This is a genomic window from Nakamurella deserti, assembly GCF_003260015.1.
Taxonomy (GTDB): Bacteria; Actinomycetota; Actinomycetes; order Mycobacteriales; family Nakamurellaceae; genus Nakamurella; species Nakamurella deserti.
Genome location: NZ_QCXS01000003.1, coordinates 644,451 through 661,117 on the forward strand (window position 1 = coordinate 644,451; position 16,667 = coordinate 661,117).

Here is a 16,667-nt window from a genome sequence, read left to right on the forward strand (position 1 = left end):
TCTTGCCGCATGGCACCGGTCCGGGGGCGCGGGATCGGACGACCGCCGTCGGCCCGGGAGCCGCCGCCTAGGCTGGCCCGATGCCCGACACGACCACCCATCCGCTCGCCGACGTCCCCGCCGTCCTCTTCGACGACCCCGCGGCGGAGGCGCGGTGGCGGGCCCGGTTCGACGCCGTCCGCATCGGCCTCCCGGACCCGGCGCGTGACGCCCCTGACCGCACGGTGCTGGTGAGCAACGAGTCCGGTATCTACGAGCTGCACACCTGGGACGTCGACTCCGGCGAGCGGGTGCAGGCCACCAGCCGGCCCGACGGCACCACTTCCGGTGTGCTCACCCCCGACGGCACGCGGCTCTGGTGGTTCGACGACGCCGACGGCGACGAGTTCGGGTCGTGGCGGCGGCAGCCGTTCGGCACCGCAGGTCCGGCCGAGGACGCGTTGCCCGGGGTGCCGCCGGGCTACCCCGCCGGGCTCGAACTCGGGGATGCCGTGGTGGTGGCCGGTTTCGCCGACGACGACGGTTCCCGGGTCCACCTCACCGACGGCGCGGGCACCCGGGCGGTCTACACCCACGCCGAGGACGCCTCCGTCGGCGCCCTGTCACGGGACGAGACGCGGTGGGTGCTGGCGCATTCCGAGGCGGGCGACTCCCGCTACCCGGAGCTGCGGGTGTACGCGGTGGCCGACGGTGCGGTGCTCGCCGAGCTGTCCGACGGACCCGGGAAGGGGCTGAACCCGCAGGCGTTCTCACCGGTCGCCGGTGACCAGCGGCTGCTCGTCGGCCACGAGCGGCGGGGCCGCGACGAGCTGCTGATCTGGGACACCGTCACCGGTGGGGTGACCGAGCTCGAGCTCGACCTGCCGGGCGACGTGGACGCCGACTTCTACCCCGACGCGACGGCGCTGCTGCTGTCGCACACCCACACCGGACGCACCACCCTGCACCGCTACGACCTCGCGTCGGGCGAGCTGACCGGCCTCCCGGCGGCCCCCGGCACGGTCGGTGGCGCGGTGGCCCGGCCCGACGGCGCCGTCTGGTACCGGCACTCCTCGGCGGCCGCGGCGGCTTCGGTCCGGGTGCTCGCCGACGGCGCGGACGCCGTGCTGCTGACCCCGCCCGGCGGCGCCGCACCCGGATCCGAGCCGTTGACCGACCTGTGGGTCGACGGCCCCGGTGGCCGCATCCACGCGTTCACCGCCCGCCCGGCCGGCAGCACCGGGCCGCTGCCGACCCTGTTCTACGTGCACGGCGGCCCGGCCGCGGCCGACGACGACTCCTTCGACGCGACCCGCGCGACCTGGCTCGACGCCGGGTTCGCCGTCGTCCAGGTCAACTACCGCGGCTCCACCGGCTACGGCTCGGCCTGGCGCGACGCCCTCACCGAACGGATCGGCCACACCGAGCTCGCCGACATCACCGCCGTCCACGACCGGGTCGTCGCCGACGGGCTCACCGACCCGGCCCGCAGCGTGCTGCTCGGCTACTCCTGGGGCGGCTTCCTGACGCTGCTGGGCGTCGGCACCCACCCCGGCCGCTGGGCGGCGGCCGTCGCGGGCGCCCCGGTGGCCGATTACCTGGCCGCGTACGAGGACGAGATGGAGCCGCTGCGCGCCTACGACCGGGCGCTCTTCGGCGGGTCGCCCGCGGAGGTGCCGGAGAAGTACCGGGACTCGTCGCCGCTGACCTGGCTGCCGTCCGTGCGCACCCCGGTGCTCGTCTCGGCCGGCGAGAACGATCCCCGGACCCCGATCCGGCAGGTGGAGAACTACCTCGACGGGCTGGCCGCCGGCGGTCACCGCTACGAGGTCTACCGCTACGACGCCGGGCACGGCTCGATGGTCGTCGCCGAACGGATGCGACAGGTGGCGGTGGAGCTCGACTTCGTCCGGCGGGTGCTGGCCGACCGCGCGTGAGAGCTGCCCGCTGGGTGCTCGTCGCGGTGCTGGTCGCCGGCTGCGGCACGGCTCCCCAGCCGGCACCTCCCGCGCCGCGGCCCCCGTCGACCCCCACCGCTCCACCGTCCGGCGCGCTGCCGACCACCCCCGCCCCGCCCGGCATCACCCCCTTCGGCACACCGACGGGCACCGCGCCGCCCTCCCCGTCCGCGTCGACGGCCCCGACATGCGAATGGCAGCCCTGCTACGCCGACGCGGTCGACGACGGGACGCTGCCCGACTCCGTCCGGGAGGCCAGCGGGGTCGCCGCCTCGAGCACCGATCCGGACCTGTACTTCGTGGTCGACGACGGCACGGGCGCCGGCGCGGTCACCGCGGTCCACGCCGACGGCGCCGCGGTCGGGACCGTCGCCGTCGACGGGATGGACGCCGACAACGCGGAGGCCCTCGCGGCCGGACCGTGCCCGACCGGGACCTGCCTCTTCGTCGGGGACATCGGCGGCAACGGCGGCCGGGACTCGGTGTCGGTGTACCGGGCGGCCGAGCCGACGGTGCCGCTGCCGTCATCGGTGGCGTCGGAGCGCTGGGACTACGCCTACCCCGACGGCGCCTTCGACGCCGAGGCGATGCTGGTCACCGACGACGGCGGGATCGTGGTGATCACCAAACCGGCCGGCGGGAAGACCCCGCACCGGGTGTACACCGGCGCCGCCGGCGGCGGCGACCTGGTCCTGTGGGCCACGTTCGACCCGCCGCGGCCGCCCTCGCCGTCCCGGTCGCTGGTGGTCGGCAACGTCGTCACCGACGCCGCCCGCGGGCCGGGCACCGTCCTGCTGGTGACCTACGACCAGGCGGTGGAGTTCCGGGCACCGGCTCCGGACGCCGACCCGGCGGACTTCGCGACCTGGGAGCACCGCACGGTGCCGGTCCCCACCCAGTGGCAGACCGAGGGCGTGACCTACCGGGCGGCCGGCGGCTGCGGCTACGTGGTGGTGTCGGAGAAGTCGCCGATGAGCGGCCCCGCGATCGGCAGCGTGGCCTGCCGGTGATGTGCGGCGCACCTGATGCGCGATTTCGGGCAGCCGAACTATGGTGGACCAAACTCCGGGCTTCGGCGTTCCGAATACGTTGCGTTCCGCAGCGACGAAGGGTGGGCGAGTGACCGAACCGGCCTCGGTGGCGACGGTGATCGACGCGACCGATTCACGCTTCCCGGACCGGCGGCCGCCGTGGCGACGGCGACTCCGGACGTCGCTGGCGTTGCTCGGCCCCGCCTTCGTGGCCGCGGTCGCCTACGTCGATCCCGGTAATTTCGCCACCAACTTCTCCGGCGGCGCGAGCTTCGGCTACCTCCTGCTGTGGGTCATCGTCACGGCGAACCTGATGGCGATGCTGATCCAGACCCTCACCGCCAAGCTCGGCCTGGCCACCGGCCGGGATCTGGCGTCGCTGTGCCGGGAGCGGTTCCCGCGTCCGGTCACCTGGGGGCTGTGGCTGCAGGCCGAAGCGGTCGCCATCGCCACCGACATCGCCGAGATCGTCGGCGGGGCGGTCGCGCTCAACCTGCTGTTCGGGATCCCGCTGCCCGTCGGCGGCGTCATCGCCGCGATCGTCGCGTTCGGCCTGCTGGCCGCGCAGAACCGCGGGCACCGACCGTTCGAGCTGGTCATCGGCGGACTGCTGGCCGTCATCGCGCTCGGCTTCGGGTACACCCTCATCCGCTCGGGGGCGAGCCCGTCGGGGATGGCGGAGGGCCTGGTGCCGAGGTTCGAAGGGGTCGACAGCGTACTGCTGGCCACCGGCATCCTCGGCGCCACGGTGATGCCGCACGTCATCTACGTGCACTCGGCCCTGGTGCCGGACCGCTATCCGCTGCCCGCCGACGTCAGCCGCCACGACCTGCCCGCGCCGCGCCGGCGCCAACTGCTGCGCACCCAGCGCACCGACGTCGTCATCGCGATGGGCCTGGCCGGCGTCGTCAACGCGGTCATGCTGGTGATCGCCGCGCAGCTGTTCTTCGGCGATGCCACCGAGGTGGCGTCCCTGGAGGAGGTGCACGCCGGGCTGGGCGCTCAACTGGGCAGCGGCTCGGCCATCGCCTTCGGCGTGGCGCTGCTGGCGTCCGGGCTGGCCGCCTCCGCCGTCGGCACCTACGCGGGACAGGTCATCATGGCCGGCTTCCTGAAGCGACGGATCCCGCTGCTGCTGCGACGGCTGATCACCGTGGTGCCGGCCCTGCTCATCCTGCTCAGCGGCGCCGACCCCACCCAGGCGCTGGTCTGGTCGCAGGTCGTGCTCAGCTTCGGCATCCCGTTCGCACTGATCCCGCTGGTCTGGCTGACGTCGCGCCGTGACCTGATGGGCGCCTGGGTCAACCGCCGGGCGACCACCCTCGTCGCGTCCGTCGTCGCCGCCCTCATCGTCGGGCTCAACGTGTTCCTGCTGGTCAACCTGGCCCTGGGCTGAGCGGTGTCAGTCGGGGCGGGACTCGTGGTGCCGCCGCCCGTGGGTACGGCGGTCCTCCTTCATCTCCGACTCGAAGAGGTGCCGCCTGCCGTCGGCGAGCTCGTCGCGGGCACGCTTCTCCAACGCCTTGAACGTCGCGTAGTAGCCGTCGTCGTAGTCCTCGACGATCTGGAACGTCCACCGACCCTCGATGACGTTGCGGCCGACCAGCTCGGCCTCCAGGTCGTCGGCCAGCGCGGTCGCGCCGGACTCCCGCAGCGCGTGCACGGCCTCACCGAGCGCGAGGTCGGCCTCACCGGTCATTCGGTGGAAGCCGTACAACTGGCCGCGGGCGTTCTCGATGACCTCGAGTGCGGCACTCAATTTGCCGAGCGCGTCGACGGTGGCGTCGCTGACGCCGGCCGGGCGGACGTGGTCGGGATCGGGGGTTTCGCTCATGGGTGCTGCTGTACCCCGGCCTCCGTCAACTGCCACTTTCGGCGTGGGAATCACCGGATCCCGGTGATTCCCACGCCGAAACCGAGCGGTCAGGAGCGCTTGGCGGCGACCAGCTCGGCGATCTGCACGGCGTTGAGGGCCGCACCCTTGCGCAGGTTGTCGTTGGAGATGAACAGCACCAGACCGCGACCCTCGGGGGCGCTCCGGTCCTGCCGGATGCGGCCGACGAAGCTCGGGTCGGACCCGGCCGCCTGCAACGGGTTCGGCACCTCGGACAGCTCGACCCCCGGGGCGTCGGCCAGCAGCTCGGTGGCCCGCTCGACCGACAGCGGCCGGGCGAACTCGGCGTTGATCGAGAGCGAGTGGCCGGTGAACACCGGCACCCGCACGCAGGTCCCGGCGACACGCAGGTCCGGGATGCCCAGGATCTTGCGGGACTCGTTGCGGAGCTTCTGTTCCTCGTCGGTCTCCAGCGACCCGTCGTCGACGATCGCGCCGGCCAGCGGCACCACGTTGAAGCCGATGTTCCGGACGTACTTCACCGGTTCGGGGAACTCGGCGGCCGACCCGTCGTAGGCCAGTGCCTCCGCGCCCTCGGCCACCGCGCGGACCTGGGTGGCCAGCTCCTGCACACCCGCGAGTCCCGAGCCCGAGACCGCCTGGTACGTCGACACGATGAGCCGCTCGAGACCCGCCTCGTCGTGCAGCGGGCGGAGCACCGGCATCGCCGCCATGGTGGTGCAGTTCGGGTTGGCGATGATGCCCAGCTTCGCCTCGGCGATCGCGTGCGGGTTGACCTCCGACACCACCAGCGGCACGTCCGGGTTCATCCGCCAGGCGCTGGAGTTGTCGATGACCAGCGCGCCCGCCTCGGCGAAGCGCGGCGCCTGGGCGCGGGAGGTGGTGGCACCGGCGGAGAACAGCGCGATGTCGATGCCGGACAGGTCGGCGGTGTCGGCGTCCTCGACGACGATCTGCTCGCCCCGGTACTCCAGGGTCTTGCCGGCGGAACGGGCGGAGGCGAAGAAGCGGATCTTCGTCAGCGGGAAATCGCGGTCGGCCAGGATCTGCCGCATCGCGGCACCCACCTGTCCGGTCGCGCCGACGACGGCGACGGTCAGCGTCGGCGCGTCCCCGGCCGGCTGCTGCGGATCCTGGACTGCGACGTCTGTGCTCATCTGGTTCGCTCTCTGTCTCTCGCCCGCGCGTCGGGCTGGTGGTGCGGTGCGGGTCAGCGCCCGGTGCCGCCGTACACGATCGCTTCTTCGTCGCCGCTCAGCTCGAACGCCGCGTGCAGCGACTTCACCGCGACGTCCAGCTCGGAGTCCTTGACCAGCACCGAGATCCGGATCTCCGACGTCGAGATGATGTCGATGTTGACCTTCGCCTCGGCCAGTGCTTCGCAGAACGTCGCGATGACGCCCGGGTGCGAACGCATCCCGGCGCCGATCAGCGACACCTTGCCGACGAGGTCGTTGTAGATGATCGACGAGAACCCGAGCTCGTCGCGGTTGGCGTTCAGCGCCGCCACGGCGCGCTCGCCGTCCGCCTTGGGCAGCGTGAACGTGATGTCGGTGCGGCCCTCCGCACCTCGGGACACGTTCTGCACCACCATGTCGATGTCGATCTCGGCGGTGGCGATGGTGCGGAAGATCTTCGCCGCGACCCCCGGGTGGTCGGGTACGGCGACGACGGTCACCTTGGCCTCGCTGCGGTCGTGCGCGACGCCGGTGATGAGCGCTGCCTCCATCGGGAGATCCTCCATGCTGCCGGTGACCAGGGTGCCGCTGCGGTCCGAGTAGGACGAGCGGACGTGAACGGGAACGTTGTAGCGGCGGGCGTACTCGACGCAGCGCAGCATCAGCACCTTCGCGCCGGACGCGGCGAGCTCGAGCATCTCCTCGTAGGTGACGGTGTCGAGCTTCTTGGCGTCGGGGACGATGCGGGGGTCGGCGGAGTAGACACCGTCGACGTCGGTGTAGATCTCGCAGACGTCGGCGTTCAACGCCGCGGCGAGCGCGACGGCGGTGGTGTCGGAGCCGCCGCGGCCGAGGGTGGTGATGTCCTTGGTGTCCTGCGAGACGCCCTGGAAGCCGGCGACCAGCGCGATCGCCCCCTGGTCGAGTGCCGACCGGATGCGGCCGGGGGTGACGTCGATGATGCGGGCCTTGCCGTGCACCGAGGTGGTGATGACGCCGGCCTGCGAACCGGTGAACGAGCGGGCCTCCGCGCCGAGCGCGTCGATGGCCATCGCGACCAGGGCGTTGGAGATGCGCTCACCGGAGGTGAGCAGCATGTCGAGCTCGCGGCCCGGCGGCAGCGGCGACACCTGCTGGGCGAGATCGAGGAGTTCGTCGGTGGTGTCGCCCATGGCGCTCACGACGACGACCACTTCGTTGCCGGCCGCAGCCGTCTCCACGATGCGTTCGGCGACCCGCTTGATCCGCTCGGCGGTGGCCACGGACGAGCCACCGTACTTCTGGACCACCAGGCTCACCGGAGGGCACCTTTCGCATCGCGTGCCGGAGGGCACTTCCCATCACAGCGCCACGATGCAGCTGCCGCCGGTCGTCGGCGGGCGCGCGCAGCCGCATCGAGGATACCGGCGTTCCGCGCGCTCCCTTGACCCCCGGCCGACCGCTGCCACGAAGGGCGCCGGGTCGCGCCGGGGCGTCCGTGCTGACCACGGGGTCGCGGGTGGGTGTGCCGCCCTGCTGGAGGCCCGGCGGCCAGACGCTCGTCGTCGTCGCGGGGCTGGATCGGTCCAGTGACCGATGGATGCCTCGACACCGGATGTTCCGGCCGCCCCCTGGGTAGAGTTTCGGTATGCCGAATTCCACTGCGCGACCGGTCTACCAGCGACCGCCGCACCCGTCGTCACCGCGCCGGGCCGCGTGGGAGGGTGCCGTGCTGCTGCTCACCGCCCTCGTGTGCGCACTAGCCGCGCTCGAGGTCTTCGGCCACTGATCCCATCGAGCCTGTTCGGCGTCACATCGGGCCGTTCGGCGTCCCGTCAGGCCGTCCGGCGTCCCGGCAGGCCGTTCGGCGTCCCGTCAGGACGTCCGGCGTCCCGTCGGGCTGCATCACATCGGGCCGTCCGGCGTCCCGTCAGACAGTCCGGCGTCACGTCAGGACGCATCACATCGGGCCGTCCGGCGTCCCGTCAGACCGTCCGGCGTCACGTCAGGACGCATCACGTCGGGCCTTTTCGGCGTCCCGTTAGACCGTCCGGCGTCACGTCGGGCTGCATCACGTCGGGCCGTCCGGCGAGATCGCGGGCCTTAGGCTGGTCGGGTGGCCGATCCGGACGTACCCCGACCCCCCGCCGGGCCGGAGGCTGCGGAACTCAGCCCGGTGATGCAGGACTACCTCAAGCAGATCTGCACCGCCGGTGAGTGGGACGACGTGCAGATCACCACGTCGCTGCTCGCCTCCCTGGTCGGGGTCTCCCCGTCGACCTCGTCGGAGATGATCCGCAAACTCGCCGCCGTCGGCATGGTGACGCACCGTCCGTACGGGGCCGTCGCGCTGACCGACGCCGGCCGCTCGGTGGCGCTGCGGATGATGCGCCGGCACCGGCTCGTCGAGACCTACCTGGTGGCCGAGCTCGGCTACACCTGGGACGAGGTGCACGACGAAGCCGAGGTGCTCGAGCACGCCATCTCCGACCTGATGCTGTCGCGCATCGACGCGAAGCTCGGGCATCCGACGCGGGATCCGCACGGCGATCCCATCCCGGACGCCGACGGCGTCGTCCAGCGCCCGGACGCGCGGCGCCTGTCGCTGCTGGAACCCGGCGAGAGCGGCATCATCGCCCGGATCTCCGACGAGGACCCCGAGATGCTCCGCTATTTCGACGAGCTCGCCGTCGCCCTGGACCGCCCGGTCACCGTGCTCAGACGGCTGCCGTTCGGCGCCGGCACCGCGATCGCCCTCCACGGCCCCTCCGAGGTCACCGTCGACATGGGTGACCTCGCCACCCGGGCCATCTGGGTCACCCGGGCCTGACGGCGCGCCTCGCTCGCCGGTCCGGCCGGTCGTCGCATCGGGGCCGGCTGCGCGTCGGGCCCGGTGTCGCGTCGGGCCCGACACGCGGGCCGACGCGTGGCCGGGCCGGGACGGCCGTGTCGGGCCAGGGTCCGTGTCGGGCCGGTCTCGCGGGCCGTACGGTGTCGCGGCGGGCCGGTCACGCCTGTCGTCGTGTGTCGCCGCACCAGGCCGGCTTCGCGACAGTTTCATCAGCTTCGCGACCGCTTCACTTGAGCGAAGTCGTCGCTGAGCTGGCGGAACTGTCGCGAAGAACGAAGCCCGCCCCGTCCGCGCCGTCGCGAGAACGGAGCGGAACGGGCGACCACGGCCCGCCGGTGAGTTCGAGGCAGCGCAGGGCCGGCGCGCGGGAGCGGTACCGGCGTCGCGGTTTGTGCACACCCTGGCAGGTGTCCACACCGCAGGGACCGCGTCGTGCCCGCAGCGCCGCCGACCGCGAGGCTGACCCGATGGATGCGCGCCGGATCTCCCTCACCCACCGCTCGGCCGTCCTCGCCGACGGCTGGTCGGACCACGATCTGCGTCGTGCGGAACGCCACGGCGAGCTCAGCCGGATACGCCGCGGCAGCTACGCCGACCCCGACGCCCTCGCCGGCCTGGACACCCATCAACGCCATCGCGTCGCGATCGCGGCCGCCACCCGGGCTCCGACGCCGTGCGTGATCAGCCACGCGTCGGCGGCTGTCGTCTGGGGTCTCCCCCTGCACGGCGTCGACCTCGACCGCGTGCACTTCACCCGCCCCGGAGCTGTCGGCGGGCGACGGAGTGCCGGGCGTGTGGACCACGGGGGTGCCCTCCTGCCGGGTGACGTCACCGAGCAGGACGGGATCGCCGTGACCACACCGGCCAGAACCCTGGTCGACCTGGCCAGAACAGAATCACCGGAAGCTGCGGTCGTGGCCGCCGACCACGCCTTCCATGAGGGCACGACGACACCGAGCGCTGTGCGAGACGTGCTGGACCGTTCGGCCGGGATCCCGGGGATCGGGACCGGCCGCCGGGCCCTGCTCGCGGCAGACGGCCGCAGCGAAAGTCCCGGGGAGTCGCTGACGCGGTTCGTCCTGCAGGGAATCGCGCCGATGGACGCGCAGGTCGAACTGCGCGACGCTGCCGGCCGTTTCGGCGCGCGGGTCGACCTCGCGGTCCGCGATGCGCTGCTCGTCCTCGAATTCGACGGCCGCCAGAAGTACCTGGCCCTGCGCTCCCCGGGTCAGAGCGTCGAGGACGCCGTGCTCGCCGAGAAGCGGCGCGAGGACGTGATCCGCGGGCTCGGCTACCTGGTGACACGAGTCGTCTGGGCAGACCTGACCGACCCGGCTGCACTCCGACGGCGCATCGCCGACGCTGTCCGTCGTGGTCGCGACATGCATGCCCGAGGCATGGTCGCGCTGGGCTCGTATCGGCCGGCGGCGCCCCTCCGACTCGGCCCAGCCGTCACCTAGCGACAGCTCCACCCACTCCGCGACACCTTCGAACACCCGCAGCTGTCGCGAAGACGCCGAACCTGTCGCGAACCGGGACGGGCCACCGACCCGAGCGCGCCAACGACGGTTGGCACGACGACACCGGCCGCGCACACCCCGACCTCGACCCCACACCACGTCCACGACCCACGGCCCAGCCGCCCAGCGACAGCTCCACCCACTCCGCGACACCTTCGAACACCCGCAGCTGTCGCGAAGACGCCGAACCTGTCGCGAACCGGGACCGTGTCGCTGCGCAGGTGACGCGAAGCAGGCCCCGCGGACCACCCCGCCACCGAGACGCGCCCACCGCACGAACCGCCCCCACCCCACCGAGCGGGTTGCGCCCCACCACACACCCGGGGGTAGGGTTTCCGATCGTGGCGCACACCGCAGCGCCCGGCGCGTTCACCGTCGCCGGACTGCTCCTTAGCTGCCGCGACGAGGCCTGACAGACCGGCCTCCTCGTCGCGGGGCTCCGTCGTGCCGGTCTGCCGACAGCAGTCCCAGCCCCCAGCAAGACGAGGAACCCCATGACCACGTTCTCCCGCGCCACCGGTGTCCGCATCCCGGCCGGCGACATCCCCACCGGCCAGCCGACCTGGAACCGCCAGCGCCCGAGCTCCATGCCGGTGCAGCGCTACCAGCCCTTCACCCCCATCGACCTGCCCGACCGCACCTGGCCGACGAAGGTCATCGACAAGGCCCCGCTGTGGTGCGCGGTCGACCTGCGTGACGGCAACCAGGCGCTGATCGACCCGATGACCCCGGCCCGCAAGCGGCGGCTGTTCGACCTGCTGGTGCAGATGGGCTACAAGGAGATCGAGGTCGGCTTCCCGGCCGCCTCGCAGACCGATTTCGACTTCGTCCGCGAGATCATCGAGCAGGACGCCATTCCCGACGACGTCCGCATCCAGGTGCTGACGCAGGCCCGTCCCGAGCTGATCGCCCGCACCTACGAAGCCGTCGAGGGTGCGCACAGCGCCGTCGTCCACCTGTACAACTCGACGTCGACGCTGCAGCGCCGGGTCGTCTTCGGCCTGCCGAAGAGCGGCATCACCAGCATCGCCACGAACGGCGCCGAGGAGGTGCTGCGGTGGGCGGACAAGTACCCCGACACCGACTGGCGCTTCGAGTACTCCCCCGAGTCCTACACCGGCACCGAGCTGGAGTACGCGCTGGAGGTCGTCAACTCGGTGTCCAAGATCTGGCAGCCGACCAGCGACCGGCCGATGATCGTCAACCTGCCGGCGACCGTCGAGATGGCCACCCCCAACGTCTACGCCGACTCCATCGAGTGGATGCACCGCAACCTGGAGCGCCGCAGCGCGATCGTGCTGAGCCTGCACCCGCACAACGACCGCGGCACCGGCGTCGCCGCCGCCGAGCTGGGCTTCATGGCGGGCGCCGACCGCATCGAGGGCTGCCTGTTCGGCAACGGCGAGCGCACCGGCAACGTCTGCCTGGTCACCCTGGGCCTCAACATGTTCAGCCAGGGCGTGGACCCGCAGATCGACTTCTCCGACATCGACGAGATCCGCCGCACCGCTGAGTACGCCACCCAGCTGAAAGTGCCGGAGCGCCACCCGTACGGCGGCGACCTGGTCTTCACCGCGTTCTCCGGCTCGCACCAGGACGCGATCAAGAAGGGCTTCGACCACCTCAAGCGCGACGCCGACGCCGCGGGCGTGGCGGTCGAGGACTTCACCTGGGAGGTCCCGTACCTGCCGATCGACCCGCACGACGTGGGCCGCTCGTACGAGGCGGTCATCCGGGTCAACTCGCAGTCCGGCAAGGGCGGCGTCGCCTACATCATGAAGTCCGAGCACGGCCTGGACCTCCCGCGACGGCTGCAGATCGAGTTCTCCCGGGTCGTCCAGCAGGTCACCGACGCCGAGGGCGGCGAGGTCGGCCCGGCCGCGATGTGGACGTACTTCACCGACGAGTACCTGACCCGCACCTCCCCGGTCGAGCTCATCCGGGCCCGCACCGAGACCGACGAGACCGAGGACCGCGACCGGCTGGCCGCCCGCATCGTCGTCGAGGGCGAGGAGCAGGTCGTCCGGGGTGTCGGCAACGGCCCGGTGGCCGCGTTCTGCGACGCGATGAGCAGCGTCGGCATCGACGTCCGGGTGCTCGACTACGTCGAGCACGCGCTGTCGGCCGGCGGCGACGCCCGGGCCGCGGCGTACCTGGAGTGCGCCATCGACGGCAAGGTCGTGTGGGGCGTGGGCGTGGACTCGTCGATCACCACCGCGTCGATCAAGGCCGTGGTGTCGGCGATCAACCGGGCCGGCATCCCGGACGCCTGACCTCTCCGGACGCGCCCGGACGCCTGACGTCAGCAGCCGGGCACGGGGAGTGATTCCCCCTGTGCCCGGTTCGTCCGGTTCCCTACGCTGCGTCGCATGACGAAGCACCGGCGCTCGCTGCGGATCGTGCTGGCCCTGACGCTGACCGCGATGGCGGTGGGCGCGACCAGCGCCCCGGCCGAGGACTCGGTGACGTTCCTGGCCGCCGGTGACTTCTCGGCCAACGCCGCCGCGGGGGCGGTGCTGACGTCGATGGGAGCCCAGGGCAGCGATCTGACGCTCACCGTCGGCGACCTGTCGTACGGGGTCGCCGGCCAGGAGCAGGCGTGGTGCGACTTCGTGACCGCGAAGTTCCCGCCCGGCTACGCGTTCGAACTGCTCGCCGGCAACCACGAGAGCAACGGCCAGAACGGCAACATCAACGACTTCGGCGCCTGCCTGCCCAACCAGCTGCCGGGTCTCATCGGCACCTACGGCAAGCAGTACTACGTCGACGTGCCCCGGTCGCAGCCGCTGGTGCGGTTCATCCAGATCTCGCCGTCGCTGGGTTTCCCGGACGGCACCTACACCTATCCGGCGGGTGGTGCCCGCTACACCTGGACCGCGCGGGCCATCGACGGCGCGCGCACCGCGGGCATCCCCTGGGTCGTCGTCGGGATGCACAAGCCGTGCCTGACCGTCGGGGTGTACGCCTGCGACCCCGGCGCCGACCTGTTCAATCTGCTGGTGGACAAGAAGGTCGACCTGGTGCTGTCCGGGCACGAGCACATGTACCAGCGCAGCAAGCAGCTGGCCCTCGCGGCCGGATGCCCCGCCGTGCAACCCGGCTCCTACAACGCCGCCTGCGTCGCCGACGGCGACTCGGCGCTGGTCAAAGGCGCCGGCCTGGTGACCGCGACGGTCGGCACCGGCGGCGTCGGCCTGCGCGAGGTCAACATCGCCGACGCCGAGCTTCCGTACTTCGTGACCGCGTCGGGGTCGAACCAGAATCCCAGCCACGGCTACCTCAAGGTGTCGGCGACCGAGACCCGGCTGGACGCGACCTTCGTCCGCACCGACGGCAACCTCACCGACGCCTTCTCGATCACCGGCGGCCCACCACCGCCGAACCAGCCGCCGACCGCCGCGTTCACCTCGTCCTGCACCGGCCTGACCTGCACGTTCATCGGCACCGGCTCGTCGGACCCGGACGGCACCGTCACCACCCACACCTGGGACTTCGGTGACTCCGGCACCGGCACCGGCGCCACCACCACCCGCAGCTACGCCGCCGCCGGCACCTACCCGGTCACCCTGACCGTCACCGACAACGCCGGCACCACCTCCGCACCCGTCACGACTTCCGTCACCGTCACCGCACCGCCGCCGAACCAACCGCCGACCGCCGCGTTCACCTCGTCCTGCACCGGCCTGACCTGCACGTTCAACGGCACCGGCTCGTCGGACCCGGACGGCACCGTCACCACCCACACCTGGGACTTCGGTGACACCAGCACCGGCACCGGCGCCACCACCACCCGCAGCTACGCCGCCGCCGGCGCCTACCCGGTCACCCTGACCGTCACCGACGACGCCGGCGCCACCTCCGCACCCGTCACGACTTCCGTCACCGTCACCGCACCCGCCGGACCCGCCGTCGTCGCCCGCGACGAATTCGACCGCACCGTCGCCGCCGGCTTCGGCACGGCACCGGTCGGCGGCCCGTGGTCGGCGCCGTCCGGATCGTCGGTCCGCGACGGCTCCGGGGCGATCACCCTGGCCGGCGGCAACGACAAGACGGTCCTGTTGCCCGGCGGCAGCGCTCCCGCGGTGGACCTGCGCACCACTCTGTGGGCCGACCGGCCGATCACCGGCGGTGGTCTGCAGCTCAACCCCATCGGCCGCCGCGTCGTCAGCGGGACGACGACGGTGGGCGACTACCGCGCGCTGCTCAAGCTGTCGGCCAACGGCGCGGTGACCGCGGGGCTGGCGTTCCGACCCGGGTCGGGTGCGGAGGTGTCGTTGGTGCCGCCGAGCACGGTCACCGGTCTGTCCCTCGCACCGGGCGAGAAGCTCGCCGTCCGGCTGCTCGTCACCGGGGCGTCACCCACCATACTGCAGCTGAAGGTGTGGAAGGCCGGTACCGCCGAGCCGACCGGGTGGACCCGCACGGCCACCGGCAGCCAGGCCGGCATGCAGGTCGGCGGCTCCACCGGCCTGCGCGCCTATCTGTCCTCCACCGTCACCGACGCCCCGCTGACCCTGCGGATCGACGACTGGTCGGCGACGGTTCCGCAGTGACCCGGCGCCGCGAGGACCCCCTGCGTAGGGTGGGGCCGATGCGGCGGGGGTGGGCGAGAACGCCGGCCGGCGACGGCCCGGCCGCTCCGGGGTACCCCCGGGGCCGGAACACCGCAGCAAGCACGACCGTGCAGGCACGTCGTGGCGCTCCGCGCCAGGTTGTGCCCGCCCAGCAGGGACAGGTCGACCACCCCCGCCGCATCACGGACCTGCGCCGTGTCGGCTGAGACCGCGCTCGCATCCGCGCTGGCAGAAGCGATGCTCGCCGGCACCTGGCACCGCCGCGGCCTGATCCGGGCCATGAGTGCGACGCTCAACCGAACCAGCCGACGGGTCCGATGGGTGCGGCCGCTCGCCGTCGAGGTGCTGGCCGCCTACCCGCACCCACCCCTGGACCGGCCCCGCGAGCTGGCCGGGTTCGTCGGCACCACGCCCGCGGTGCAGCGGGCCCTGGGTCGGCGGCGACCGCCGAAGGCCCTGGTCCGGGTCGCCACCCCGACCACCACGGTGTCCCGGCCGTTCCCGACGCCGCGGGTCGACCACGTCGCGCAGCTGGCGGAATTCCTCGCGGTCGACCCGGACGAACTGGTCCTGCTCGCCGACCCGCAGAGCCGGGCCCGCCGCGCGCCGTCCCGGCGAATCGCCCACTACCGCTACCACTGGCTCGACAAACCGGCGGGGGCACGGCTTCTCGAGGCTCCGAAGCCGAGACTCAAGGCGCTGCAACGGAAGGTGCTCGACGGCCTGCTGACGCCGATCCCGGTGCACCCGGCCGCCCACGGCTTCGTCCCCGGCCGGTCGGCGGTCACCGGCGCCGCACCGCACGTCGGCGCGGCGGTGGTCGTCACGGTCGATCTCGAGCACTTCTTCGCCGCCGTCCGCGCCGGCCGGGTGTGGGGCGTGCTGCGCGCCGCCGGCTACCCGGAGCCGGTGGCGCACCTGCTGACCGCGCTGACCACCCACGCCAGCCCGGTCGCGACGCTGAGCGCGATGCCGCCCGGACCCGACCGGGGACGTGACTTCCGGCTGCGCCGCCGGCTGGCCACCCCGCACCTGCCGCAGGGCGCACCGACGTCACCGCAGTTGGCGAACCTCGTGGCGTTCTCGCTGGACCGCCGGCTCGACGCCTACGCCCGCGCGGCGGGCGTCACCTACACCCGCTACGCCGACGACCTGACGTTCTCCGGCGGACCGGAGCTCAGCCGGGCGGCCGAGGCCCTGCTGCATGCCGTGGACGGCATCGTGCGCGCAGCCGGCTACCGGCTGAATCCGGCCAAGACCCGGATCCGCCGGTCCCACGAACGCCAGTCGGTGACGGGCATCGTCGTCAACCGGCACACCACCCTCGCGCGGCCCGAGTACGACCGGCTCCGCGCGGTCCTGCACGACTGCGTGACCAACGGGCCGGAGGCGGCCGACCGGAACGGGCACGACGACTTCCGGGCGCACCTGCTCGGCCGGATCAGCTGGGTGGCGGCGTTGCATCCCGCGCGGGGTGCCCGCCTGCGGGCCGCATTCGACGCTGTCGCATGGGGTGACTGACGGCGGAACGGGTACCTGACCGTCACCTGCAACCGAGGGAGACCGCCATGGGCCACCACGACGACGCCACCGAGCACCCGCTCACCGACGAGCACACGCAGTCCGACACCGCCGCGGAGCCTGCCGTCAAGGACGGCACCGACCCCAACGACCTGGTGGTGTCCGGTGACATCGACCAGGAGATGCTCGAGGACGACATCGCCGAGCGCTGAGCCGTCGTC

Annotated in this window: 13 protein-coding genes; 10 read left to right on the plus strand and 3 right to left on the minus strand. The window is 72.5% G+C overall.

The window, feature by feature from the left end:
* Nucleotides 1-80: 80 nt before the first annotated feature.
* The 3 genes from DB033_RS16215 (at nt 81) to DB033_RS16225 (ending at nt 4,364) form a co-directional block, all read left to right on the plus strand.
* Nucleotides 81-1,916 carry a S9 family peptidase gene (locus DB033_RS16215; protein ID WP_111767926.1) on the plus strand — a complete coding sequence of 612 codons (1,836 nt, stop codon included), beginning with the start codon at nt 81-83 and terminating at the stop codon, nt 1,914-1,916.
* Nucleotides 1,913-2,947 carry a hypothetical protein gene (locus DB033_RS16220; RefSeq protein WP_157970735.1) on the plus strand — a complete coding sequence of 345 codons (1,035 nt, stop codon included), beginning with the start codon at nt 1,913-1,915 and terminating at the stop codon, nt 2,945-2,947. Before DB033_RS16215 ends, DB033_RS16220 begins: the two co-directional genes overlap by 4 nt.
* A 109-nt stretch (nt 2,948-3,056) precedes the next feature.
* The gene (locus DB033_RS16225; RefSeq protein WP_240615940.1) at nt 3,057-4,364 is read left to right on the plus strand and encodes an Nramp family divalent metal transporter; all 1,308 of its coding nucleotides are present in this window, start codon (nt 3,057-3,059) and stop codon (nt 4,362-4,364) included.
* A 6-nt stretch (nt 4,365-4,370) separates the two neighbouring features.
* Here the strand turns inward: DB033_RS16225 and DB033_RS16230 are convergent, their stop codons facing one another.
* The 3 genes from DB033_RS16230 to DB033_RS16240 all read right to left on the minus strand — a co-directional run bounded on the left by DB033_RS16230 (nt 4,371) and on the right by DB033_RS16240 (nt 7,299).
* Nucleotides 4,371-4,802, minus strand: coding sequence for a hypothetical protein (locus DB033_RS16230; RefSeq protein WP_111767929.1), 432 nt, complete (start codon nt 4,800-4,802; stop codon nt 4,371-4,373).
* Between the two features lie 89 nt (nt 4,803-4,891).
* Nucleotides 4,892-5,980 carry an aspartate-semialdehyde dehydrogenase gene (locus DB033_RS16235; RefSeq protein WP_111767930.1) on the minus strand — a complete coding sequence of 363 codons (1,089 nt, stop codon included), beginning with the start codon at nt 5,978-5,980 and terminating at the stop codon, nt 4,892-4,894.
* A gap of 53 nt (nt 5,981-6,033) precedes the next feature.
* Complete coding sequence (locus DB033_RS16240) at nt 6,034-7,299, minus strand: aspartate kinase (RefSeq protein WP_111767931.1); 1,266 nt, start codon at nt 7,297-7,299, stop codon at nt 6,034-6,036.
* A 329-nt stretch (nt 7,300-7,628) separates the two neighbouring features.
* Here DB033_RS16240 and DB033_RS20785 point away from each other — a divergent pair, with 329 nt between their 5' ends.
* From DB033_RS20785 to DB033_RS20790, 7 genes are all read left to right on the plus strand, one after another.
* A complete protein-coding gene (locus DB033_RS20785; RefSeq protein ID WP_157970736.1) occupies nt 7,629-7,769 on the plus strand; it encodes a hypothetical protein in 141 nt (46 codons plus the stop codon).
* A 390-nt stretch (nt 7,770-8,159) separates the two neighbouring features.
* Complete coding sequence (locus tag DB033_RS16245) at nt 8,160-8,810, plus strand: metal-dependent transcriptional regulator (RefSeq protein WP_111767932.1); 651 nt, start codon at nt 8,160-8,162, stop codon at nt 8,808-8,810.
* A 488-nt stretch (nt 8,811-9,298) separates the two neighbouring features.
* Nucleotides 9,299-10,291 (plus strand): hypothetical protein, encoded by a 993-nt coding sequence (locus DB033_RS16250; protein WP_111767933.1) that lies wholly within the window; start codon nt 9,299-9,301, stop codon nt 10,289-10,291.
* Nucleotides 10,292-10,845: 554 nt separating this feature from the next.
* The gene (leuA, locus tag DB033_RS16255; protein ID WP_111767934.1) at nt 10,846-12,624 is read left to right on the plus strand and encodes a 2-isopropylmalate synthase; all 1,779 of its coding nucleotides are present in this window, start codon (nt 10,846-10,848) and stop codon (nt 12,622-12,624) included.
* A 96-nt stretch (nt 12,625-12,720) separates the two neighbouring features.
* Nucleotides 12,721-14,904, plus strand: coding sequence for a PKD domain-containing protein (locus DB033_RS20975; RefSeq protein WP_170315574.1), 2,184 nt, complete (start codon nt 12,721-12,723; stop codon nt 14,902-14,904).
* A gap of 216 nt (nt 14,905-15,120) precedes the next feature.
* Entirely contained in the window at nt 15,121-16,446 is a 1,326-nt protein-coding gene (locus DB033_RS16265; protein WP_111767935.1) for a reverse transcriptase family protein, read from the plus strand.
* Nucleotides 16,447-16,493: 47 nt separating this feature from the next.
* On the plus strand, nt 16,494-16,658 hold the full coding sequence (locus DB033_RS20790; protein ID WP_157970737.1) for a hypothetical protein: 165 nt from the start codon (nt 16,494-16,496) through the stop codon (nt 16,656-16,658).
* The last annotated feature ends 9 nt before the right edge of the window (nt 16,659-16,667 follow it).

Excerpts from the sequence above, each read along its gene's own strand:
- DB033_RS16215 (WP_111767926.1), top strand. The coding sequence starts at position 81 with ATGCCCGACACGACCACCCATCCGCTCGCCGACGTCCCCGCCGTCCTC.
- DB033_RS16230 (WP_111767929.1), bottom strand. The coding sequence starts at position 4,802 with ATGAGCGAAACCCCCGATCCCGACCACGTCCGCCCGGCCGGCGTCAGC.
- DB033_RS16235 (WP_111767930.1), bottom strand. The coding sequence starts at position 5,980 with ATGAGCACAGACGTCGCAGTCCAGGATCCGCAGCAGCCGGCCGGGGAC.
- DB033_RS20785 (WP_157970736.1), top strand. The coding sequence starts at position 7,629 with ATGCCGAATTCCACTGCGCGACCGGTCTACCAGCGACCGCCGCACCCG.
- DB033_RS16245 (WP_111767932.1), top strand. The coding sequence starts at position 8,160 with ATGCAGGACTACCTCAAGCAGATCTGCACCGCCGGTGAGTGGGACGAC.
- DB033_RS16250 (WP_111767933.1), top strand. The coding sequence starts at position 9,299 with ATGGATGCGCGCCGGATCTCCCTCACCCACCGCTCGGCCGTCCTCGCC.
- leuA (WP_111767934.1), top strand. The coding sequence starts at position 10,846 with ATGACCACGTTCTCCCGCGCCACCGGTGTCCGCATCCCGGCCGGCGAC.
- DB033_RS20975 (WP_170315574.1), top strand. The coding sequence starts at position 12,721 with ATGACGAAGCACCGGCGCTCGCTGCGGATCGTGCTGGCCCTGACGCTG.
- DB033_RS20790 (WP_157970737.1), top strand. The coding sequence starts at position 16,494 with ATGGGCCACCACGACGACGCCACCGAGCACCCGCTCACCGACGAGCAC.